Source organism: Allobosea sp. 05T433, assembly GCF_056396065.1.
Genome location: NZ_JBFTKS010000017.1, coordinates 41,941 through 63,795 on the forward strand (window position 1 = coordinate 41,941; position 21,855 = coordinate 63,795).

At 65.7% G+C, this 21,855-nt stretch carries 21 protein-coding genes; 7 read left to right on the forward strand and 14 right to left on the reverse strand.

Annotation, left to right across the window (positions count from 1 at the left end; genetic code table 11):
• Window positions 1-92 precede the first annotated feature (92 nt).
• Window positions 93-692, reverse strand: a complete 600-nt coding sequence (locus tag AC1DGP_RS21950) for a TetR/AcrR family transcriptional regulator (RefSeq protein ID WP_476832524.1) — start codon at window positions 690-692, stop codon at window positions 93-95.
• Window positions 693-898: 206 nt separating this feature from the next.
• Here AC1DGP_RS21950 and AC1DGP_RS21955 point away from each other — a divergent pair, with 206 nt between their 5' ends.
• Window positions 899-1,909: an LLM class flavin-dependent oxidoreductase gene (locus tag AC1DGP_RS21955; protein WP_441505628.1), complete on the forward strand. Its 1,011-nt coding sequence runs from the start codon at window positions 899-901 to the stop codon at window positions 1,907-1,909.
• Window positions 1,910-1,912: 3 nt separating this feature from the next.
• Here AC1DGP_RS21955 and AC1DGP_RS21960 read toward each other — a convergent pair whose 3' ends face one another.
• Genes AC1DGP_RS21960 through AC1DGP_RS21975 form a run of 4 tightly spaced genes read right to left on the reverse strand, consistent with a single transcriptional unit; the run spans window position 1,913 to window position 5,455 of the window.
• On the reverse strand, window positions 1,913-2,776 hold the full coding sequence (locus tag AC1DGP_RS21960) for a metal ABC transporter permease (RefSeq protein ID WP_441505629.1): 864 nt from the start codon (window positions 2,774-2,776) through the stop codon (window positions 1,913-1,915).
• Window positions 2,773-3,633: a metal ABC transporter permease gene (locus AC1DGP_RS21965; RefSeq protein ID WP_441505630.1), complete on the reverse strand. Its 861-nt coding sequence runs from the start codon at window positions 3,631-3,633 to the stop codon at window positions 2,773-2,775. The genes AC1DGP_RS21960 and AC1DGP_RS21965 overlap by 4 nt, the downstream gene beginning before the upstream one ends.
• Window positions 3,630-4,538 (reverse strand): manganese/iron ABC transporter ATP-binding protein, encoded by a 909-nt coding sequence (locus AC1DGP_RS21970; protein WP_441505631.1) that lies wholly within the window; start codon window positions 4,536-4,538, stop codon window positions 3,630-3,632. The genes AC1DGP_RS21965 and AC1DGP_RS21970 overlap by 4 nt, the downstream gene beginning before the upstream one ends.
• Window positions 4,535-5,455, reverse strand: coding sequence for a metal ABC transporter substrate-binding protein (locus AC1DGP_RS21975; RefSeq protein WP_476832525.1), 921 nt, complete (start codon window positions 5,453-5,455; stop codon window positions 4,535-4,537). The genes AC1DGP_RS21970 and AC1DGP_RS21975 overlap by 4 nt, the downstream gene beginning before the upstream one ends.
• Window positions 5,456-5,584: 129 nt before the next feature.
• On the opposite strand from AC1DGP_RS21975, the gene AC1DGP_RS21980 reads away from it, so the two are divergent.
• On the forward strand, window positions 5,585-6,046 hold the full coding sequence (locus AC1DGP_RS21980; protein WP_176733307.1) for a Fur family transcriptional regulator: 462 nt from the start codon (window positions 5,585-5,587) through the stop codon (window positions 6,044-6,046).
• 177 nt (window positions 6,047-6,223) lie between these two features.
• On the opposite strand, the gene acs is transcribed toward AC1DGP_RS21980, so the two are convergent.
• The 8 genes from acs to tsaD all read right to left on the reverse strand — a co-directional run bounded on the left by acs (window position 6,224) and on the right by tsaD (window position 13,547).
• Complete coding sequence (acs, locus tag AC1DGP_RS21985; protein ID WP_113516085.1) at window positions 6,224-8,170, reverse strand: acetate--CoA ligase; 1,947 nt, start codon at window positions 8,168-8,170, stop codon at window positions 6,224-6,226.
• A gap of 234 nt (window positions 8,171-8,404) precedes the next feature.
• On the reverse strand, window positions 8,405-9,568 hold the full coding sequence (locus AC1DGP_RS21990; protein WP_441505633.1) for a DUF418 domain-containing protein: 1,164 nt from the start codon (window positions 9,566-9,568) through the stop codon (window positions 8,405-8,407).
• A complete protein-coding gene (locus tag AC1DGP_RS21995; protein WP_476832526.1) occupies window positions 9,565-10,092 on the reverse strand; it encodes a TetR/AcrR family transcriptional regulator in 528 nt (175 codons plus the stop codon). Before AC1DGP_RS21995 ends, AC1DGP_RS21990 begins: the two co-directional genes overlap by 4 nt.
• Window positions 10,093-10,179: 87 nt before the next feature.
• Window positions 10,180-10,587 carry an EVE domain-containing protein gene (locus AC1DGP_RS22000; protein ID WP_069878907.1) on the reverse strand — a complete coding sequence of 136 codons (408 nt, stop codon included), beginning with the start codon at window positions 10,585-10,587 and terminating at the stop codon, window positions 10,180-10,182.
• Window positions 10,587-10,916 (reverse strand): hypothetical protein, encoded by a 330-nt coding sequence (locus AC1DGP_RS22005; protein WP_069878906.1) that lies wholly within the window; start codon window positions 10,914-10,916, stop codon window positions 10,587-10,589. Before AC1DGP_RS22005 ends, AC1DGP_RS22000 begins: the two co-directional genes overlap by 1 nt.
• Before the next feature lie 24 nt (window positions 10,917-10,940).
• Entirely contained in the window at window positions 10,941-11,483 is a 543-nt protein-coding gene (locus tag AC1DGP_RS22010; protein WP_476768846.1) for a L,D-transpeptidase family protein, read from the reverse strand.
• Between the two features lies 1 nt (window position 11,484).
• Window positions 11,485-12,477 (reverse strand): NAD(P)H-dependent glycerol-3-phosphate dehydrogenase, encoded by a 993-nt coding sequence (locus AC1DGP_RS22015; RefSeq protein ID WP_476832527.1) that lies wholly within the window; start codon window positions 12,475-12,477, stop codon window positions 11,485-11,487.
• A gap of 26 nt (window positions 12,478-12,503) precedes the next feature.
• The gene (gene tsaD, locus AC1DGP_RS22020) at window positions 12,504-13,547 is read right to left on the reverse strand and encodes a tRNA (adenosine(37)-N6)-threonylcarbamoyltransferase complex transferase subunit TsaD (RefSeq protein WP_441505637.1); all 1,044 of its coding nucleotides are present in this window, start codon (window positions 13,545-13,547) and stop codon (window positions 12,504-12,506) included.
• 174 nt (window positions 13,548-13,721) lie between these two features.
• Between tsaD and hemC the strand changes: the two genes are divergently transcribed.
• From hemC to rpoH, 5 genes are all read left to right on the forward strand, one after another.
• A complete protein-coding gene (gene hemC, locus AC1DGP_RS22025) occupies window positions 13,722-14,672 on the forward strand; it encodes a hydroxymethylbilane synthase (RefSeq protein WP_476768845.1) in 951 nt (316 codons plus the stop codon).
• Window positions 14,673-14,715: 43 nt separating this feature from the next.
• Complete coding sequence (locus AC1DGP_RS22030) at window positions 14,716-16,668, forward strand: uroporphyrinogen-III synthase (protein WP_441505639.1); 1,953 nt, start codon at window positions 14,716-14,718, stop codon at window positions 16,666-16,668.
• A gap of 16 nt (window positions 16,669-16,684) precedes the next feature.
• Window positions 16,685-18,370 carry a heme biosynthesis protein HemY gene (locus tag AC1DGP_RS22035; protein WP_441505640.1) on the forward strand — a complete coding sequence of 562 codons (1,686 nt, stop codon included), beginning with the start codon at window positions 16,685-16,687 and terminating at the stop codon, window positions 18,368-18,370.
• Window positions 18,371-18,466: 96 nt separating this feature from the next.
• Window positions 18,467-19,519 carry an RluA family pseudouridine synthase gene (locus tag AC1DGP_RS22040; protein ID WP_441505641.1) on the forward strand — a complete coding sequence of 351 codons (1,053 nt, stop codon included), beginning with the start codon at window positions 18,467-18,469 and terminating at the stop codon, window positions 19,517-19,519.
• A 214-nt stretch (window positions 19,520-19,733) separates the two neighbouring features.
• Window positions 19,734-20,630 carry an RNA polymerase sigma factor RpoH gene (rpoH, locus tag AC1DGP_RS22045; protein ID WP_043233872.1) on the forward strand — a complete coding sequence of 299 codons (897 nt, stop codon included), beginning with the start codon at window positions 19,734-19,736 and terminating at the stop codon, window positions 20,628-20,630.
• Between the two features lie 58 nt (window positions 20,631-20,688).
• On the opposite strand, the gene AC1DGP_RS22050 is transcribed toward rpoH, so the two are convergent.
• On the reverse strand, window positions 20,689-21,729 hold the full coding sequence (locus AC1DGP_RS22050; RefSeq protein WP_441505642.1) for a DUF2125 domain-containing protein: 1,041 nt from the start codon (window positions 21,727-21,729) through the stop codon (window positions 20,689-20,691).
• Between the last annotated feature and the right edge of the window lie 126 nt (window positions 21,730-21,855).

Below are 21,855 nucleotides of genomic sequence, written 5' to 3' on the forward strand. Positions count from 1 at the left end.
ACATCCCCCGCTTCGGATCACTGATTGTCGCGATACACGTCGCGACATGAAACGAAACGCGAATCCCGCCTCAGCGTTCCCTGAGCCGGGCGCTAGGCCCGCCTGTGACCATAGGCATGGTGCACGATACGGCTGAATGAGCGATAGAGTTGCTCGAGCCGATCGAAATTCCCGCCATCCTGCGTGATCGGCCCGGCGCTATTGGCGATGGCGACCAGTTGCAGCGCGATATCGCCGCGCGGGATGTCGTTGGAAAGCTCGCCCCGTGCCACGGCCTGATCAATTGCGGCGACCACGAGATTCTCGAGCGTCGCACCGAACTGAGCCAGCGCCTCGCGCGCTTTTGGGCCGATCACATCCTGCTCCAGCCGCATCCGGCCGATCAGGCTCCAGGGATTGGCGGTCGTGGCCGTTGGATTGTAGCGGAGATAGCGCTGACGGTTCGACTCCATCATGCCATGGATCTTCTCTTCAAAGCTCTTGTCGCTGCGCCAGTTCGCCTCCCAGTTGGCCAGCGTCTGCTCGACGTAGTCGACAATCACCTCCTCGGCGAGGTTGAGCTTGTTGCCGTAGTAGTAGTGGATGTTCGCGCGCGTCGTGTTGAGGACGTCTGCGACATCCCGGAAGCGGAAGCCCTGGTAGCCATTGCGGATCAGGAGCTCTGCCGAGATTTTCTTGATCTCCTGCTTCATATCTCACTCCGCCGCATCGATTGCGCCCTTCTGGAGCCGTTTCGAGCCGCCGTCCAGTGTGCCGCGTCGCGGATGGATCGTCTCGCCAGAACGCTTCTGCATTGGCGCCATGCCAGATCGCGAAGGGGCTGGACGCAAGCCGGCAGCACTCCCATCTGCCACGGGCGCGGCATGATGAGCCGGGCGTCGATACGCAGGAGCGCTGCATGGTTGATTTCTCGGTCCTCGACCTCTCCCCGGTGATCGAGGGGCAGGAGCCCGGCGACGCTCTGCGCAATTCGCTCGACCTTGCTCGCCACGCCGAGGCGCTCGGCTATCGCCGCTACTGGGTCGCCGAGCATCACAACATGGTCGGCATCGCCAGCGCCGCAACGGCGGTGGTGATCGGCTATCTTGCGGCTGGAACCAAGACCATCCGCCTTGGTGCCGGCGGCATCATGCTGCCCAACCACGCGCCTCTCGTCATTGCCGAGCAGTTCGGAACGCTGGAATCGCTCTATCCGGGCCGAATCGATCTCGGCCTCGGCCGCGCTCCGGGCACCGACCAGCGCACGGTCCGGGCCCTGCGACGCGACCCGATGGCCTCGGACAGCTTTCCTCAGGATGTGCTCGAGGTGCAGGCTTTCCTCGCGCCCGTGCAGCCCGGGCAGGTGGTGCAGGCCGTGCCAGGGGGAGGCACCGAGGTGCCGCTCTGGATCCTGGGTTCCAGCCTGTTTGGCGCGCAGCTCGCTGCAGAACTCGGCCTGCCCTACGCCTTCGCCTCGCATTTCGCACCGGACGCACTGATTCAGGCGCTTGCGATCTACCGCGAGCGCTTCAAGCCGTCAGAGCAGTTGGATCGGCCCTATGCGATGCCGGGCATCAACGTCATTGCCGCCGATACGGATGAGGAGGCTCGCTATCTCTTCACCTCAGTCCAGCAGCGCTTCATCGACATGATTCGCGGCACGCGCGGCAAGCTGCAGCCACCGATCGACGATATCGAAAGCTACTGGTCCCCGGCCGAGAAAGCGCATGTCTCGCAGATGCTGCGCTACGCCTTCGTCGGCTCGCCGGAAAGCCTGAAGCGCCAGCTCGATGCGTTCCTCGACGCGACAGGGGCCGACGAGGTGATGGTCACCGCACCGATCCACGATCACAGCGCTCGCAAGCGCTCCTACGAGATCCTCTCCGGCATCGTTCCGGGCCTGGCGAGAAACCAGACCAGGGCCGCGTGAGCGTCATTGCACCCATGACGCGCTGACGCTGAGACTGGCGCGTCGCGAGGCGCGCCAGAGATTGAGGGCAAGCGCCGCGAGGAAGAAGCCGGCCTGGACCACGACAATGCATGGGCCGGTCGCGGCATCGAGATGAAAGCTCAGGATCGTGCCGAGCACGCTTGAGACGGTCGCGACGCCGGCCGCCACGATGAGCATTCGGTCGAACTGGCGCGTCATCAGATAGCCGATGGCCCCCGGCGCGATCAGCATCGCAACGACCAGGATGATACCGACTGCCTTGAGTGCCGCGACGATCGTCAGCGCCAGCAGTATCAGCAAGCCGAAATGCAGCGCTGCGACCGGCAGGCCAATGGCACGCGCATGAGCCGGATCGAAGGAGACAAGCAGAAAATCGCGCCGCTTCGCCAGCATGATCGCGATGGTCGGCACCGCGATCAGCGCCGTCTCCCCGATATCGGCCCAACGCACGCCGAGCATGTTGCCGAACAGGATGTGCATCAGGTGCTGGTCGCTATCGACCTTGACGAAGAGCACCAGCCCCAGCGCAAACATGCCGGAGAAGACGATGCCCATCACCGTGTCCTCCTTCACCCGGCTGTTTTGCTTGAGGTAGCCGATACCGACGGAGCAGCCGAGCCCGGCAGCGAAGGCGCCAATCGCCAGCGGCAAGCTCAGGATATGGGCGAGCACGATACCGGGCAGCACCGCATGCGAGACCGCATCACCCATCAGCGACCAGCCCTTGAGCACGAGGAAGCAGGAAAGCACCGCGCAGACGAGGCCGACCAGCACCGCGACGATCAGCCCCCGCTGCATGAACTCATGCGCGAACGGCGAAAGGAACCAGGTTTCGATCAGGCTCATGCGGCTTGCTCCGGAAGGGCCCGGGCCGCCCGGCGCGCCGCAAGACGGCCGTGCTTAGGCGCGAAGATGAAGGCGAGCAGGAACAATACGGTCTGGAAGACCACGATCAGCCCGCCGGTCGAACCGTCGAGAAAGTAGCTGGCATAGGCGCCGATCGCGCTGGTCGTGACACCCATCGCAACCGCGATGATGATCAGGCGACCGAAACGGTCGGTAAGCAGGTAGGCGGTTGCGCCCGGCGTCACCACCATGGCGATCACGAGGCAGGCTCCGACCGTCTGCAGGGCTGCGACCGTGCAGGCGCTGAGGAGCACGAAGAAGAGAATCTTCAGGCGCGTCGGCGAGAGCCCGACGCTGCGTGCCTGGTTCTCGTCGAAGAAGACCAGCATCAGGTCCTTCCAGCGCACTATCAGGATCACCAGAGAGACGAAGGCGATGATCGCGACCTGGACGACGTCCTCGTCGGAGATACCCAGGATGTTGCCGAGCACGATCGATTGGACGTTCACCGAAGTCGGGTTGATCGAGACGATCAGCAGCCCGACAGCAAAGAACGTGGTGAAGACGATGCCGATCACCGCATCTTCCCGCAATTGCGTGCGCACCCGGACCAGGGACATGGCGAGCGCTGCCAGCAGGCCGGAGAGGAAGGCACCGGCGGCATAGGGCAGCTTCAGCAGATAGGCGAGCGCGACGCCCGGCACGATCGCATGCGCCAGCGCGTCGCCCATCAGCGACCAGCCCTTGAGCATCAGATAGCAGGACAGGAAGGCGCAGACGCCGCCAACCAGCGCCGAGACCCAGATGGCCTTGACCATGTACTGGTAGGCGAAGGGTTCGAGCAGGAGGTCGATCACCGGACCGCATCCCTGCTGGCGTCGACGACCACCTCGTGATCGCGCTCGCCATAGAGTACGAGCGGACGTTCGTCGTCGGTCAGGACGGTGACGCGCCGGTCGTCGGCATCGTCGTGGAGTTGCGCGCCCCCGAGCCGGAAATGCCGGAGTACGCCGCCGAAGGCCCGTTGCAGATTGGCTTCCGTGAAGGTGGTCGCGGTCGGGCCGGCCGCCAGCACGGTCTTGTTGAAGATCACGACCTGGTCGCAGAAATCCGGGATCGAGCCGAGATTATGGGTCGAAACCAGCATCAGCCGCCCTTCGGACCGCAATTCCCGCATCAGGCCGACGATCGCATCCTCGGTCTTGACGTCGACACCGGTGAAGGGCTCGTCCAGCAGGATGACCTGCCCGCCCTGCGCCAACGCCCGCGCGAGAAAGACGCGCTTGCGCTGGCCACCGCTGAGTTCCCCGATCTGGCGGCGTCGGAAATCCAGCATATTGACGCGCGCGAGCGCCTCCTCGACGGCCTCCTTGTCGGCGCGCCGGGCCATGCGCATCAGGCCCATATAGCCGTAGCGTCCCATCATCACGACATCGTCGACGAGAACCGGAAAGCTCCAGTCGACCTCCTCGGACTGCGGCACATAGGCGACGAGCCCGCGCTTCAACGCCTGCCGCACCTCCAATCCCGCGATCGCGACGCGGCCCTGAGCCGGCTTAAGAAAGCCCATGAGCGTCTTGAACAGGGTCGACTTGCCCGAGCCATTGATGCCGACCAGCGCGCAGATCGTGCCCGCGCCGAGGGCAAAGGAGGCATCGTTCACCGCTGTCACGCCATTGCTGTAGCGCACCGTCACGCCCTCGACCGTGATCGAGGGTGTCAGGCCAAGCGCGCCCGGTCGGCCAGTCACATGAATGTTCACTGCCCGAACCCCTTCGCGATCGTGTCGACGGTCACCTCCAGCAGCTTCAGATAGGTCGGTACCGGCCCGTTCTCGGCGGAAAGCGAGTCGACATAGAGGACGCCGCCATAGGCCGCTCCGGTTTCGCGGGCGACCTGCCTGGCAGCCTTGTCGGAGATCGTGCTCTCGCTGAAGACGGCGGGAATCGTGTTCTTGCGCACGAGATCGATCAGGCGACGCACCTGCTGCGGTGTGCCCTGTTCATCGGCATTGATCGGCCAGAGATAGGCCTCCCGCCAGCCGAAATCGCGCGTGAGATAGCTGAAGGCGCCTTCGCTGGAAACGAGCCAGCGGCGGCCTTCCGGCACCTTGTCGAGCCGGGCACGCAACGGCGCGTCGATCGCCCTGATCTGCTCGGAATAGGACTTCGCGTTCCTGGAATACGTCTCGGCATTCGCAGGGTCCGCAGCCGCCAGCGCCTTTCGAATGTTCTCGACATAGATCAGCGCGCTCGCCGTCGACATCCAGGCATGCGGATTGGGCTTGCCCTCATAGGGGCCCTCCTTGATGCCCATCGGCACGATGCCTTCGGTCACGACCRCGCTCTTCACATCCTTGACGTTCTCGAAGAAGCGCTCGAACCAGCGCTCGAGATTCAAGCCGTTCCAGAGCACGAGATCGGCCGATTGCGCCTTCACCACATCGAGCGGCGTCGGCTGGTAGTCATGGATCTCGGCACCGGGCTTGGTGATCGATTCCACGATCGCTGCAGTGCCAGCGACGTTCTGCGCGATGTCCTGGATCACCGTGAAGGTCGTGACGACGCGCAACGGCTTGGCCTGCCCCGCCTGAGCCAACACTCCCTGGCTCGTTGCTGCAAAACCGGCCGCGAAGGCGATGGCGGCGGCCAGAATCGTGAAGCGTCGACGCGAAGGCATGATCTCTCCTGCTACAGGCTCGATCCATTTACGCTAATGCAAATCACTTGCATCTGTCAACGCAATTGCAAATGATTTGCGATAAGCCTCGATTTTTGCGAATGCGTCTCAACATGCTATCCCGGTGGCATGAAGGGAATCGACAAACGGGTAGCCCTCTTCGAGGAGGAACTCAGGCGGGCGGGACTGCGGATGACGCAGCAGCGCCGGCTGATTCTGCGCGTGCTGGCCGAGGCCGACGACCACCCCGACGCCAAGGGCATCTTCACGCGCGCCTTCGCGCACGACCCGACCCTGTCGCTGTCGACGGTCTATCGGACGATGAAGCTGCTGGAGACTCAAGGCGCGATCGAACGCCACGCGTTCGAGGACGGCGTCTCGCGCTACGAGCACGCAGACCAGCATCACCATGATCATCTGATCGATGTCGAGACCGGTCAAGTCGTCGAATTCTCGTCGCCGGAGATCGAGGCGCTACAGGCCAAGATCGCTGCCGAACTCGGCTATGAGATCGTCCGTCACAGGCTCGAATTGTACGGACGGAAGATGCCCGGCACCAGCAAGCGCAAGAGTGCAGGGAAGACTGACTGAGCCGCCATGGTCGGGCAAAATCCCGACCATCACCGTCTCCCCGCAAATGCATCCTGAGACATCATGCGCGCCACAAGGTCGGGCACGATGTCGGAGCGATCAGATCATCTGACCTTCTTGTGTTTGCATCGGTGCGATAACCACTTTCCGCTCTTCGCACCGATGCTGTGGCCGGCCTCAGCCCGCCTTGCGCTTGTTCTGACGGTTTGAAATCAGATCGTCGACCACGGCGGGATCGGCCAGCGTCGACGTATCGCCGAGCGCGCCGAATTCGTCCTCGGCGATCTTGCGCAGGATACGGCGCATGATCTTGCCCGACCGCGTCTTCGGCAGGCCGGGCGCGAACTGGATCAGATCCGGCGAGGCGATCGGGCCGATCTCCTTGCGCACATGGGCGACCAGTTCCTTGCGCAGCGCCTCGCTCGACGCCTCTCCCTGCATCAGCGTGACATAGGCGTAGATGCCCTGCCCCTTGATGTCATGGGGATAGCCGACCACCGCGGCCTCCGAGACCTTCGGATGCGCCACCAGTGCCGACTCGACCTCCGCCGTGCCCATGCGGTGGCCGGACACGTTGATCACGTCGTCGACGCGGCCGGTGATCCAGTAATAGCCGTCTGCGTCGCGCCGGCAGCCGTCACCGGTAAAGTACTTGTTTGGGTAGGTGGCGAAATAGGTTTCCTCGAAGCGCTTGTGGTCGCCATAGACCGTGCGCATCTGGCCGGGCCAGCTCTCGGCAATCACCAGATTGCCTTCGGTCGCCCCCTCCAGCACCTTGCCTTCGGCATCGACGATCTCCGGCTTGACGCCGAAGAAGGGCCTTGTTGCCGAGCCGGGCTTGAGCTTGGTCGCACCGGGCAGCGGCGTGATCAGGATTCCGCCCGTCTCGGTCTGCCACCAGGTATCGACGATCGGGCAGCGATCATCCCCGACGACGCGGTGATACCACTCCCAGGCCTCCGGATTGATCGGCTCGCCGACCGAGCCGAGCAGGCGCAGCGACTTACGCTTGGTCTTCTTCACAGGCTCCTCGCCGGCGCCCATCAGCGAACGGATGGCAGTCGGCGCGGTGTAGAAGATGTTGACCTTGTGCTTGTCGACGACCTCCCAGAAGCGCGAGATCGTCGGATAGGTTGGAATGCCCTCGAACATCAGGGTCGTCGCGCCGTTCGCCAGCGGGCCGTACACGATATAGCTGTGCCCGGTGACCCAGCCGACATCGGCCGTGCACCAGTAGATGTCGCCGTCATGGTAGTCGAAGACGTATTGATGCGTCATCGAGGCATAGACGAGATAGCCGGCGGTGGTGTGCAGGACGCCCTTGGGCTTACCAGTCGAACCCGAGGTGTAGAGAATGAAGAGCGGGTCCTCCGCCTTCATCTCGACCGGCGGACAATGCCCGGAGACCTTCGCCGCCTCCTCGTGATACCAGACGTCACGGCCCTCCTGCATCGCGACATCGCCGCCGGTCCGCTTGACCACGATCACGGTCTTGACCGGGGCCTTTTCGGCCGCCGCGTCGACATTGACCTTGAGCGGCACCTTGCGCCCGCCGCGCAGGCCTTCATCGGCCGTGATCACCACGTCCGAGGTCGCATCGGCGATGCGCCCGGCCAGCGAATCCGGAGAGAAGCCGCCGAAGACGATCGAGTGCACCGCACCGAGCCGCGCGCAGGCGAGCATCGCATAGGTCGCCTCGGGGATCATCGGCATGTAGATCGTGACGCGGTCGCCCTTCTTGACGCCCTGCGCCTTCAGCACATTCGCGAACTTGCAGACCTCGGTATAGAGCTGGCCGTAGCTGATCTTCTTGGATTCCGACGGATCGTCGCCTTCCCAGATGATGGCCGTCTGCTTGGCGCGCGTCGCCAGATGCCGGTCGACGCAGTTGTAGGAAACGTTCGTGGTGCCGTCTTCATACCATTTGATCGAGACCTTGCCCGGCTTGTAGCTGACGTTCCGCACCTTGCTGAAGGGCTTGAACCAGTCGATCCGCTTTCCGTGCTCGGCCCAGAACTTGTCGGGGTCCTTGATCGAGGCCGCATACATCTTCTTGTATTTGGCGTCGTTCAGATACGCCTTTTTGGCCCATGCGGCCGGCACGTCATAGATCTTGTCGGACATAGAAGACTTCTCCCCGGACTTGGACCGCAATCAGCCCATCTTCGTCGCGGCTCATGGCATGAGTGCCGGATTCCTCGGCAAATAACGACCGCTTCTTTCGAATTGCGCGCATCATAAAGCGCGAAAGAGCGGCGGCAAGCCACGCGCCCTCGCACTTTGGTTTCAAAGACTTTTGGCGAGGGTCGGATCGGTTCGCCACGCGCCGGATTGCCCGTTATCGCGCAAAATTGGCCGTCATTGCCGCAACCGACGCGGCCCTGCCATGCGCTCGACGAACCACTCGAACGGCCCCTTGCTGAAACTCCGCGACCATAGTGACGCCAGCACCAGCAGGTACGCGTAGATGACGGCTGCCGCGAGCATGCAGGCGGCGGGCCCGAGGCGCCCGTAAAGGCCAAGGCCATAACCGAGAAAGATCAGCACGCAGACGATCGACTCGGACATGTAGAGCGAAAGGGACAGGCGGCCATCCGCCTGAAAGATCCGGCCAATGCGCATGCCGAGCGGCCGGTTGAAGAAACTCAGGCCGGCGCCGATCATCACGAGGCTCATCAGCGGCGGGAAGACGCCGCGCAGGATGAGTTCCGCTGCAGCAAAGGCCGGTTTCGCCGGGCCGGGAGGCGCCATCGCCGCCGCGGCATAGGCGAAATTGCCGACGAGGGCGGGCAGCCAGAGAAAGCGCGCCAACGCCGCGCCCGGTGCGGCGAGGCTGCTCAGCGAGGCGGTGCCGAGATGGCGGAAGGCGGCCATGCCGAGGAAGAACATGCCCGCGACATGCGGCAAGGTGATCAAGGGCGCCAGCCCATAGAAGATCGCCCATTCCATCAGCCGATAGCGCGCGATCGCCAGGAAATCGCCGGAACGATGCACCGCAACGACGGCTGCATCCGCACCGGTGGCCGGATCGGGCTCGATGATGCCGATGATTGCAAGCAGGGCATGGGTCAGGATCGCCAGCAGCCACATCAGGGCAGCCGCCTTGAGCAGGCGTCCCAGCGACCAGCGGGCCGCGAGCGGCAGGATCATTCCGAGAAGCGCGTAAGCCAGTAGGATATCGCCTGCGAAGAGCAGCAGGCCATGGGCAACGCCGAGCAATCCGAGCGCGAGCAGGCGACGCCGATAGCGCCCTTCGCCGTTGGTTGCGATCTGCCGCGCCGCGCCATAGCCGAACAGAAACGAGAAGATCAGAACGAATTTCGCTTCGAACAGGGCCTGGATCAGGAACACTGCAAGATGATCCAGAGCGCCGGGAAAGGCGGAGCGCCACCAATCGCCGCCAAAGCCGAACGGCATGGCGAAGAAGGGCAGGTTGACGACGAGGATGCCGAACAGGGCGATGCCCCTGATCGCATCGACGGCCGGGTCGCGCCCCGGCACCGCACCACGTGCAGGCGTCATTGCGCGGCCTTGGTCAGCTTAAGGAGCGCCTCGCGCGCAGCCGCCGTATCGGCGGGGTCGAGCTTGGTGACGAAGGCGCCGTCGACGGCAAGGCGGATGGCAATCGCCAGCCCGCGCGGCAGGCCATCCGAACAGGCGGCCTCGAGCCAGCGACGGTCGKCGCTGAGCAAGGGCACCAGCGCCGGCGACTCCGGAGGCAATCCCGCCAGCAGGATCCCGAGCAGCCGGTCGACATCGCCTCCGTCGGTGAAGGCCATGCGGATATAGGCGCGCAGCCAGCGGCCCGGCCCATCGGGCTCGGCAGCGCTCGCGCGTTCTTCGGCGATCGCAAGATCGACAAGGCTGATGATGCCCTCGACCAGAGCGATCAGCAGGCGCTCCTTGTCGGGGAAATGGTAGAGAATGCCGCCCTTGCTCACGCCGGTTTCGGCTGCGAGCCTGTCGAAAGTCAGGGCGTCGATACCGCCCCCGACGATGATCGCGCCCGCTGCCTCGAGCAACGCCGCCTTCTTGCTGCTACGCACGTCCATTCTCCATAACTATACCGTCTGGACGGTATAGTTATGGCTTGACCCCTGCGACCGCAAGAGGTCGCAGAGCTCGTCAATCCTTCAGAGCCCGCCCATCTTGCAGACCAGTGCCCATTCATCGTCGGTCACCGGCTGCACGGACAGGCGGAAGGACGTGACCAGCGCCATCTTGGCGAGTTCCGGCGTTGCCTTCACCTGAGCAAGGGTCACAGGCTTCGGCAGCGGCTTCACCGCCTTGAAGTCGACATAGACCCAGGGCTCGCCTGGGTTCGCGATATAGTGCTCCTTGATGACCTCGACGATGCCCACGACCTCGAGCCCCTCGTTCGAGTGGTAGAAGAAGACCTGGTCGCCGAGCTTCATCGCCATCAGGTTGAGCTTGGCCGTATGATTCTTCACGCCATCCCAATGCGTGCCCTTGGCGCCCGCCTTGACCTGGTCATCCCAGGACCAGACCGATGGTTCGGATTTGACCAGCCAGTGAGCCATCAGACGTCATCCTCTTTCGTCGGAGCAGGCGGACGCAGCGCGGCCTCGCCCTGTTCGTTCCAGAATCGCACCATCTCGCGTGTCAGCGCGGCATAATCCTGCGGGCCGAGTTCGACCCTGACCTCGCCCTCGCCGAAGGGCAGAATCAGCACGAAGCGGTGGGTGTCGTCGCCGCGCCGCCGTCGATGCTGGATCACCGGTCCGGCCGGCACACGCCCGGCCAACGCCACCGGCATGCTCTCGGCAACCAGCTCCGAGCCGGTGGTCTTCCGTACCTCAGCGACGCCGCGCGCCACCCGCTTGCTCAGATCCGACCAGTCGCCTGCCATTGCTGCCTCTGCTACGTCACTGCGTTACGGCCGGATCTCGACCCGGGTCCCTTGCGCAACGCGAGCCCAGATCCCGCGAATCTCGGCATTGGTGACCGCAATGCAGCCATCCGTCCAGTCGCGGCTGAGGTGCAGCCGGCCCAGCCAGCCAAGCCCGTTGCGAATGCCGTGGATCATGATGTCGCCACCCGGGGCAAAACCTGCGCGCTCGGCGTCCTCACGATCCAGGCGATCAGGATAGGAGATGCGAAGCGCGAGGTGATAGCGGCTGCGCGGGTGCTTGAAATCAATGTCGTAGACGCCTTCCGGAGTCCGGCCGTCGCCCTCCTTCACCTTATCACCGACCGGACTCGAACCCAGCGCCACCGAATAGCGGGCCAGGACGCGGCCATCCCGTTCCAAGGTCAGCTGACGTGCGGCCTTCTCGATGAGGACGCGGGTCGCCTGTTCGTCGGGAGCCGCGAGTTCAGGAACCGTTCGGGCGATCTGCAGGAACTCCAGCCCCAGGGCAAGCACGAGACCTGCACTCACCGCCATGGCCGCGCGTCGCAGAGGCTTTCGCGCCAACTCAGTTCTCCGCCCGGACCGGTCGCGCCAGCAATCCCGTGACCGCTTCGCGAACGCCGATGCGTTCGGCGATAATGGCCGCAACGGCCTCGGCGATGGGCGTCTCGATGCCGCGTGCCTGCGCCATCTCTGCCAGGACCGACGTCGTGAAGGCGCCCTCGGCCAGTTTGCCTCCAGCGGCCTCGGCCGGTGTCTTGCCCTGGCCGAGCGCCAACCCATAGGCGAAATTGCGTGACTGTGCGGACGCGCAGGAGAGCACGACATCGCCCAACCCCGAAAGCCCCATCAACGTTTCCGGCTGCGCACCAAAAGCCTCGCCGAAGCGCCTGAGTTCGGCAAAGCCACGCGCCACCAGCGCGGCACGGGCGCTCTCGCCATAGCCGAGCCCGATCGCGATCCCCGCTGCGATCGCCAGCACGTTCTTCGCGGCTCCGCCGATCTCGACGCCACGGATGTCGACGCCGTGATAGATGCGAAAGGAGGCAGAACTCAGCGCCTCGGCCAGATCCTGCGCCAGATCCGCCTCGCGCGCTGCCAGTGTCAGAGCCGTCGGTAACCCGCGTGCGATATCGACGGCAAAGCTCGGACCGGACAGGATGGCCGGGACCGCACCGGGCCAAAGCTCGGCGATGATTTGCGTCGTGAACAAGCCGCTCTTCTGCTCGATGCCCTTGGCCGCCGAGATCGTCGGCACGCCATCCGGCAAGGCTTGCGCGAGCGCGGTGCAGACCTGTCGCAGCGCCTGGGTCGGAACCGCGAGGATCAGCGCCTGTGCATCGGCAAGCGCGGCAAGCTCGGCAACCGGCGATACGGCGGCAGGCAACGTCGCGCCGGGCAGGCGCGGCACCTCTCGACGCTCCCGCATGGCCGCGATGGCCTCGGGATCACGGGCCCAGAGCAGCACGTTTCGCCCGGCCCGCGCCGCGGCCAGAGCCAGTGCGGCACCGAAGGAGCCGCCGCCTACGACGCCGATTGTCTCGAAGGCCTTGCTCATCTCGGCGCGCTCACGTCGCTCACGGATCACGCTTTGGCCTTGAACTCGTCCAGCGGCCAGCGTGGCCGGGCAACCGCGCTCATGTCGTCGACAAGCCCGAGCCTCAGCCTCTCAAGCCCAGCCCAAGCGATCATCGCGCCATTGTCGCCGCAAAGCGCGACCGGCGGCGCGACCATCGGCAGGCCGGCCTCGGTCGCAAAGCGGGTCAGTCCGCGCCGGATCGGCTGGTTGGCGGCAACGCCACCGGCGACCACCAAGGCCGTGGGCATGATCCCGGCCCCACGGCAGGCGCGCAGGCCCGCTCGCGTGCGGTCGACCAGCACGTCGACGACCGCTGCCTGGAAGGAGGCGCAGAGATCGGCGACGTCGCGGTCGGAGAGCGGCGCAATGCGTTCGGCCACCAGCCTGACCGCGGTCTTGAGGCCGGAAAGCGAGAAATCGGGATTGGGGCGCCCAGCCATCGGCCGCGGAAACTCGAAGCGTTCGGGATCGCCCTTCTCGGCTTCCCGCTCGACCGAGGGGCCGCCCGGATAGGCCAGACCGAGCATCTTTGCGATCTTGTCAAAAGCCTCGCCGACCGCGTCGTCGATGGTTCCGCCCAGGCGCAGATAATCGCCGACGCCGCGCACCGCCAGGAGCTGCGTATGCCCGCCCGAGACCAGCAGCAGCAGATAGGGAAAGGCAACGTCGTCGGTCAGCCGCGCCGTCAGCGCATGCGCTTCGAGATGGTTCACCGCAATGAAGGGGCGGCCGGTTACCAGCGCGATCGCCTTCGCCGTGGTCAGCCCGACCATGACGCCGCCAACCAGACCCGGCCCGGCAGCAGCAGCGACCGCGTCGATCTCGGAGGGCTTGAGTCCGGCATTCGCGAAGGCGCGAGCGACGATGCGGTCGATGGCCTCGACATGCGCGCGCGCCGCGATCTCCGGCACCACGCCACCATAAGCCGCATGTGCGGCGATCTGACTCAGGATCTCGTTGGACAGGATTTTGGCCTCGCCGGCGCGATCGACGCCAACGATTGCAGCCGCGGTCTCGTCACAAGTCGTCTCTATCCCCAGAACGCGCATGATCGATCGACAAATCTCGGACAGGTTTCGGCCGGAACAGGCCACAAGGAGAGGCGGGCGGAGCTCCGACGGTTTCGCGCCGGGGATTCCCTCGTATAGTGCGCCACGGAGCATAAGGCCAAGAGGCCGTGGAGTTCGCCGGCCAGCGGCCGGCATCAGGAAGACGCAAAGAGAATGAATGAGATCGCAGCTTCGGTTCGCGGACGCCAGGTCGGCCGCTTTGTCATCGGCACGCGCGGCAGCCCCCTGGCGTTGGCGCAGGCCAATGAGTTCGCGCGCCGCCTCGCCGAGGCTCATGGCTGGGCAAAGGACGAGCTGCCGCTCGAAATCATCGTCACGACGGGTGACTCCATTCGCGATCGCCCCCTCTCGGAGGCCGGCGGAAAGGGTCTGTTCACCAAGGAGATCGACCAGGCTCAGATCGAGGGCCGGATCGACTACGCTGTCCACTCCGCCAAGGATCTTCCCACCAAATTGCCCGACGGCCTCACCATCGCTGGCTATCTCCCCCGCGAGGATGTGCGCGACGCGTTGATCGCACGCGGCATTTCCCGCGTTGCGGACCTGCCGCAGGGCGCGGTCGTTGGTTCGGCCTCGCTGCGCCGCCAGGCCATGCTGAGGCGCGCCCGGCCCGATCTCGAGATCGTCCTGCTGCGCGGCAATGTCGCAAGGCGGCTGGAGAAGGTGGCGAGTGGAGAGATCGACGCGACCCTGCTCGCCATCGCCGGGCTGAAGCGGCTCGGGCTCGCCGACAAGGCAAGCGGCATCCTTTCCATCGAGGAATCGCTTCCGGCCGTCGGCCAGGGTGCGATCGCTGTTGCGGTTCGCATCGGTGACACCGCAAGCACGGAAGCTGTCCAGCCGATCCTTTGCCGTGACACCGGCATCGCACTCGCCGCCGAACGTGCCTTCCTGACCGAGCTCGACGGTTCCTGCCGGACACCGATCGCCGGTCATGCCACCGTCGAGGGCGACCGCTTCCATTTGCGCGGGCTGCTGCTCTCGCCCGACGGCAGGGCGATGGCCGAAGATAGCTGCAGCGGTCCCGTCAGCGAGGCCGCGGAACGTGGCGCCGAACTCGGACGCGCCTTGCGCGCCAGGGCTCCGGCGGGGATCTACTCATGAGGCCGGGTGTTCCATGAACGCCAACGACGCGACAGGAGGGCGCATGCGCGTATTCGTGTTCAGACCGCAGGCGGATGCCGAACGCAGCGCTCGCGCGCTTGCCGCCCATGGACATGAGCCGATCGTGGCGCCGCTTTTCGATGTGGTCCGCCTCGCCGAACCGGTACCCAAGGGCACATTCGCGGCGTTGATCCTGACCAGCGGCAATGCTGTGACGGCCCTCGCCGATGCCCCATCCGCCTGGCGGGACCTGCCGGTCTTCACCGTCGGGGCGCGGACGGCCGCGAAGATGCGCGACGCCGGTTTCGAGGATGCCCGCAGTGCCGATGGCGACCGCAACGACCTGATCGCTCTGGTCCAGCGCAACATCCCCACGCCGGCACGCCTGCTTCTGGTCGCTGGCCGGGACCGCCATGACGATATCGCGGAGCGCCTGGGCAAGGCTGGCTACGAGATCGCGAACTGGACGGCCTATGCGGCCGAGGCCAAGCCCAGCCTGCCCGAAGTGGCGGCCGCCAGCCTGCGGGATGGGCGCGCCGAAGCCGCACTTCACTATTCACCACGAGGCGCCCAGACCTTCCTCGCCCTGACACGCGCCTCCGCTCTCAGTGAACAGGCGCTGGAACTGACGCATGTCACGCTTTCGGCGGAGGTTGCGGCCCCCTTGATCGCAGCAGGCGCCAGCACGGTTCTGGTTGCGGAATACCCCGAAGAGGCGGCCCTGCTGGCCGCGCTGGATCAAGTGACCGCTCGCAATCGTCGCGCAGGGGATGTTAGACAGGCCGTGGCCGCGCCGGCCGGCGTCGAGACGGACAAGGATGCGATGAGCGAGCCGCAGACAGCCACGCCGCGCGGACGCCAGCGGCGAACTCCCCCGACCATCGACGGTAGGGTAGAGGCGGCAGTGACCACGACACCAGAAGCTGCTTCGGCAGAGACGGACCAGCCTCCCCCCGCAGCCACGCAACCCAGTGAATTCACACCCGGAATCACATCTCCGGCGCCTGAGCCCGTTGGCTTGGCTCCATCTGAGCCTGCGCCGCCCGTTTCAGGCGAGCCGTCTCCCCCTCCGCGGCTGCCATGGGCTGCTCTGGCCGCCACCGGCCTGATCGGCGGCATCCTTGGGGCGGGTCTCATGACACTGGTCGGTTCCCGCTCGACGCCCGATACCAGCGAACAGCAGATCGCCGAACTGAAGGGGCGCATAGAGACCCTGCAGCGCACGACGACCAATCTGCAAAGTGCTGTCACAAGCCTGCCCCAGCGCGCAGCGCTGGAGGCGCTCGATCGCCGGGTCAGCGCGACATCGGAAGCTGCCGCCACTGCCGCCGCGGAAGCAAAGACCGCCGCAGCACGGCTGGCGGAACTCGCAAACGCTCCCGCCCCGGCCACGGCCGAGAACAGCTCCGCCATCGCCGGGCTGACGCAACGCCTCGGCACCGTCGAGACGCTGGCCAAGTCCGCGGCCTCGCCGAGCCCGCAGGCATTTGCCGCCGCGCGCATCGTGCTCGCCGAACGCATCCAGGGCGCGCTTTCTGCCGGCAGGCCCTTCGCGGCCGATATCGCGGCTCTCGGCAAGGGCGGCGGCTCGGCCGAACAACTGGCCGCGCTCTCCGCCGTCGCCACAACCGGCGCACCGACGCAGGATGCGCTGCTGGCGCAATTCCGGGTTCATCGCGCCATGTTCGATCGCGAAATGACGCCGGCCGCCAAGGATTGGCAGGATCGCCTGCTTGGGCTCGCCAGCAAGGTCGTCACCATTCGCCCGGTCGGAGATACCGGCGCAAACGACCCTGCAACGCTGGTGATCCGCCTGGAGAATGCGCTTGCGCATAACGAATTCGGCAAGGCCGCCGGCCTCTGGGCTCAATTGCCCGAGCCGGCGCGGCGGGACAGTGCCGAGTTCGGCACCAGTTTGCAGAGGCGCGCTGCCGCTGACGCCGCGATCGGCAGGATTGCACAGGATGCGGTTGCCGCGCTCGGCGCGGGTGGCTGACGGAGGATAGCGTTCAATGGTTCGCGTGCTGCTCTATCTCTTTGTCATTGCCTGCCTCGCGGCTGGTGCCGTCTGGCTGGCCGACCGCCCCGGCGAGGTCTCGGTCCTCTGGCAGGGCTACCGCATCGAGACGAGCGTCGCGATCGCGGCAATCGGCGTCATCATCCTGGCCTTCCTCGCCATGCTCGGATGGGCCGCGGTGCGCTTCGTTCTGGGCCTGCCCTCGGCCTTCAGCTTCGCCTCGCGAGCGCGACGTCGGGCCCGCGGCTTCGAGGCCGTCTCCCGTGGCATGGTCGCAATCGGTGCGGGTGATCCAGTGGCTGCCGGCCGCTACGCCGTCGACGCCCGCAAGTTTTCCGGCAACGAGCCGCTGACCCTGCTGCTCGAAGCACAGACGGCCCAGCTCTCGGGTGACAGGGGCCGGGCGGAAGCCGCCTTCAAGGCCATGCTCGACAAGCCGGAAACTCGCGTGCTCGGCCTGCGCGGTCTCTTCGTCGAGGCCCGTCGCCGTGGCGACATGACGGCTGCGCGCGCCTTCGCGGACGACGCCGTGCGGCGCTCCCCCTCGCTTGCCTGGGCCAATGACGCCCTGCTCGATTTCCACACCAGCGCCGGAGACTGGCAAGCAGCGCGCACAGCCGTCGAACGCCGCGCCGCCCTGCGTCTCGCCGAAAAGGCGGATGCCAAGCGCCAGCGCGCTGTGCTGCTGGCGGCGGAAGCCCTCGACGCGAAGGGCAGCGAACCGGAGAAGGCCTTGGCCGCCGCCCTGGAAGCGACAAAACTCGCCCCAGGCCTCACGCCGGCAGCTGCCCTTGCAGGGCGCATGCTCGCCGAGCGCGGCGATATCCGAAAGGCCGCCAAGCTGCTCGAAGCCGCCTGGCGCGAGGTCCCGCATCCCGACATCGCCGCCGCTTATCTCGATGTGCGCCCCGGTGACAGCGCGCAGGACCGGCTCGCACGGGCCGAAACGCTCGTAAGGCTGCGTCCGGCCGATCCGGAAGGCGTGCTGGCTCTGGCCGGCGCGGCGATCCATGCCCGTGATTTCGCCAAGGCCCGCCAGGCGCTGAAGCCGCTGCTGGCCGGCGGTGCGTCCGTCCGCGTCTGCCTGCTCATGGCCGAACTCGAAGAGGCCGAACATGGTTCGGCCGGCCGGGTTCGCGAATGGCTCTCGCGCGCCACGCGCGCGCCGCGTGACGCAGCCTGGGTCGCGGACGGGCTGGTCTCTGACCATTGGCTGCCCGTCTCGCCGATTTCCGGGCGCCTCGATGCCTTCGTCTGGACGGTTCCTCCGGCGACACTCGTCAGCCAGGCGCCGGCGATCGACGATGTGCTGGCCGATCTCGACGATTCCGCACCGCTGCTGGAAGGGCGTGCCGAGACGATGGCACCCGTCGAGACCGCCAAACCGGTGATCGAGCAGGCAACGCTCGTCGCACCCGAGCCGGCGAAAATCGAGCCCGCGAAGCCTGCAGGGGACGAGAAGCCTGCGACCGAGCCTGTCGCCAAGGGTGAACCGGCCGTCGCGGCCAAGCTCCCAACTCCGGTCGCCGAGGCGACAGTGGCTCCTGCGACCTCAGCCTCGGTCCGCGATCATCGCCCCTCCCCGGTGATCTTCCCGGTATCGCACGCACCGGACGACCCGGGCCCCGAAGACGTTCAACCGGCCACGGCCGCCAAGGCAAAGTTCCGCCTCTTCGGCTGACCGGCGAGCGCGCCGGCCAGCGCGCTCGCCTCGTCTGCACGGGCGATCGCGCGAAAAGGGGTGCGGGTCTCCCTCCCGCCCCTTATAGCGGTCTGCATGAACACCGAACCTACTGCCCCACTATCGACCTCCCCGGACAACGCAGAGGGCGTCAGCCTGCATGTCGCTCCGGAGCAGGCAGGAATGCGCCTCGACAAGGCGCTCGCCATGCTTGCCGGCGAAATCTCACGCGCCCGCCTGCAGCAGGTCATCCGGGAGGGTGGTGTGAGCCTCAACGGCGCGATCGCAGGCGATCCGAGCCGGAAGGTCGCCGCCGGCGACGTCCTGACCCTGGTCATGCCTGCGGCCAGGCCGCCCGCGCCCCTGGGCCAATCGATCCCGCTCGAGGTCGTCTATGAGGACGATGCTCTGATCGTGATCAACAAGCCGGCCGGCCTCGTCGTTCATCCCGCGGGGGGACATGAGGACGGTACTTTGGTCAATGCGCTGATCGCTCATTGCGGAGACAGCCTCTCCGGCATTGGTGGCGTCAGGCGACCCGGCATCGTGCATCGGCTCGACAAGGATACCAGCGGGCTTCTCGTCGTGGCCAAGACCGACAAGGCCCATCAGGGGCTTGCCAAGCAGTTTGCCGACCATGGCCGCACCGGGCCGCTGGAGCGCGCCTATCTCGCGCTGGTCTGGGGTACGCCGCGCCGGCCGCATGGCACGATCGAGGCCGCCCTCGAGCGTTCACACCGCAATCGCGAGAAGATGGCGGTCGTTGCCGAAGGCCGCGGCCGCGAGGCAATCACCCACTTCACCGTTCTGGAGCGCTATCCGCCGCTGCTTCGCGGGCAGGAGGAAACCGAAGCCCTGGCCAGCCTGATCGAGTGCAGGCTGGAAACTGGTCGCACGCATCAGATCCGCGTCCATATGAGCCATCTCGGTCATCCCTTGCTGGGCGACCAGCTCTATGGCTCCGGCTACATAACCAAGGCAAGCCGCCTTCCTGACGGCGCACGCGATGCACTGGCCGCCCTCGGCCGGCAGGCACTGCATGCAACGGTACTCGGCTTTGCCCATCCGGTGACGGAGGCGGAAATGTATTTCGAAGCGCCTCCGCCTGCCGATTTTGCAAATCTGCAAGCGGAACTCGCGGCCCTGTGAGCTAATCTGGCCACTTCGCCCACTTTCCGCCAAGCTCCATTGGCATATAATGAGGCTTGGATGCGGATGGCTTAAGGGGCGCCGCATGGGGCCGGGCTCGACGAACCCTCACAGGGTTCGCGCGTTGGTTCAGGCACATCATCCAAAACCTGCGCGAGGGTCGTTCGCGCGGTTGGCTTGCCGCGAAGCGGGAGCCAGGAAAGGAGAAACGAGCATGGCGATTGCATCGCTGCCCGTCATGTCCGCGGAGGGCGGACTTTCACGTTATCTCGAAGAAATTCGCAAGTTCCCGATGCTGGAGCCGAGCGAGGAATACATGCTCGCCAAGAGCTGGCGCGAGCATGGCGACCGCGATGCGGCGCATAAGCTCGTCACCTCGCATCTGCGGCTGGTGGCCAAGATCGCCATGGGCTATCGCGGCTACGGCCTGCCAATCGGCGAAGTCGTGTCCGAAGGCAATGTCGGCCTGATGCAGGCGGTCAAGCGCTTCGAGCCCGACAAGGGCTTCCGTCTTGCAACCTATGCGATGTGGTGGATCAAGGCCTCGATCCAGGAATATATCCTGCGCTCCTGGTCGCTGGTGAAGATGGGCACCACCGCCAACCAGAAGAAGCTGTTCTTCAACCTGCGCAAGGCGAAGAGCAAGATTTCGGCACTTGGCGAGGGCGATCTCAAGCCGGATCAGGTCAAGACGATCGCGACCAAGCTCGGCGTCAACGAGCAGGACGTCATCGACATGAACCGCCGCCTCGGCGGCGATGCGTCGCTGAACACGCCGTTGCGCGAGGATGGCGAGGGCGAATGGCAGGACTGGCTCGTCGACGACAGCGAAAGCCAGGAACGTCGCCTGGCCGACTCCGAGGAAAGCGACAACCGCCACCAGGCGCTGCGCGAAGCACTGACGGTGCTCAATCCGCGCGAACGCCGGATCTTCGAGGCTCGGCGCCTGGCCGATGACCCGATCACGCTAGAGCAACTCTCCGAGGAATTCGGGGTCTCGCGCGAACGCGTCCGGCAGATCGAGGTTCGCGCGTTTGAGAAGGTGCAGGAAGCGGTCAAGAAGGCCTTGACCAGGATCGAAGCACCGCGCGCCGCCCTGCCCGCGAACTGAGACCTGAATTCATCGGCAGCACGATACGAAAAGGGGGCGGTGACGCCCCCTTTTCTGTTCAGTAGAGCGGCGCCAGGGGCTGCAGGGGCAGCCGGAACGGCCCGAGATAGACCCGACCCTCGCGCAGGACGACCGGCGGCAGAGGCGTAAGCCCAGGTGTGCCGCCGCTCGGCTTGCCACCAAGCAGTCCGCCAAGACCAGCGGCAAGACCACCGAGCTTTATGCCGCCAATCCGGTCGATGCCGGCGACACCGGCATCGATCTGACCGGACAGGCGATGCGTCTGGTCGAGCAGCAGACGCCCGCTCGCCTCGAGCCGGGCAGCCCCCTTTGTCATCAGCAGTCGCATCAGTTCGATCTGCCCGCCGGTGGTACGCCAGGCTTCGAGCGCATCGGGATTGAACCCGGCCTTGAACGCCAGCGATTGCGTCAGACTCGCCTGCATCTCGACATCACCAGGTTCAGTGGTTCCGAGCAGCGCATCGAGCGCGGGCAGCACCGAGCCTTTCGCTGTCAGCGCAAGATCCGCCACCTGCTCGGTCGCAAAACGCGCCGGGTTTCGGCGCAGATGCACGTCCAGCTGATTGGCGCGCCAGGTTTCGTCGCTCGCGCCGGGCGCGGTCAATGTCGCATTCGGCTCGACCAGCACCATGGAGAAACGCTCGGGCTCGCGCTCTTTCAACGCCAGGCTGGCCTCGAGCTGACTCCAGCCGAGATCAAGTTTGCGGCCTTCAGGCAGGGCAGCCTGCAGCGGCCCCTTCACCTCCAGGATGACGAGGCCGGGCGTATAGATCTGTCCGACCGCCACACTCGGGCCAGTCTCGACCTTGACCGTATCGCCCCAGCGCGACGAGGTCAGCGTCAACCCCGCGCAGCGGACCTCGATCCGAAAGGGAAAGCCTGCGACGGAGCGATCGCTGCATGTCCACGTTCGGCCCATCTGCGCCTCGCGGGCAACAACGCGGTCAAGCCCCTCGACCACCCGCCCTTTGACGACGAACCAGAAGCCGGACCAGGCCAAGGCCAGCAGCACGAGCAGAGCGAAGGGCGCATAAAGCCAGAAGCGGCCTCGGCGGCGCTCGGAAGGGAGGTCGGTCATGCAGCAGCGATCCATTGCGCGAAAGCGGCCGGATTGTTAGCTCCCGGTCGCAGGAAGCGCCAGACCCGCCATTCTCTCGGCCGATTCGAACGCTTCCTTCGTCAAGCAGCTTCTGACGGCGAAACT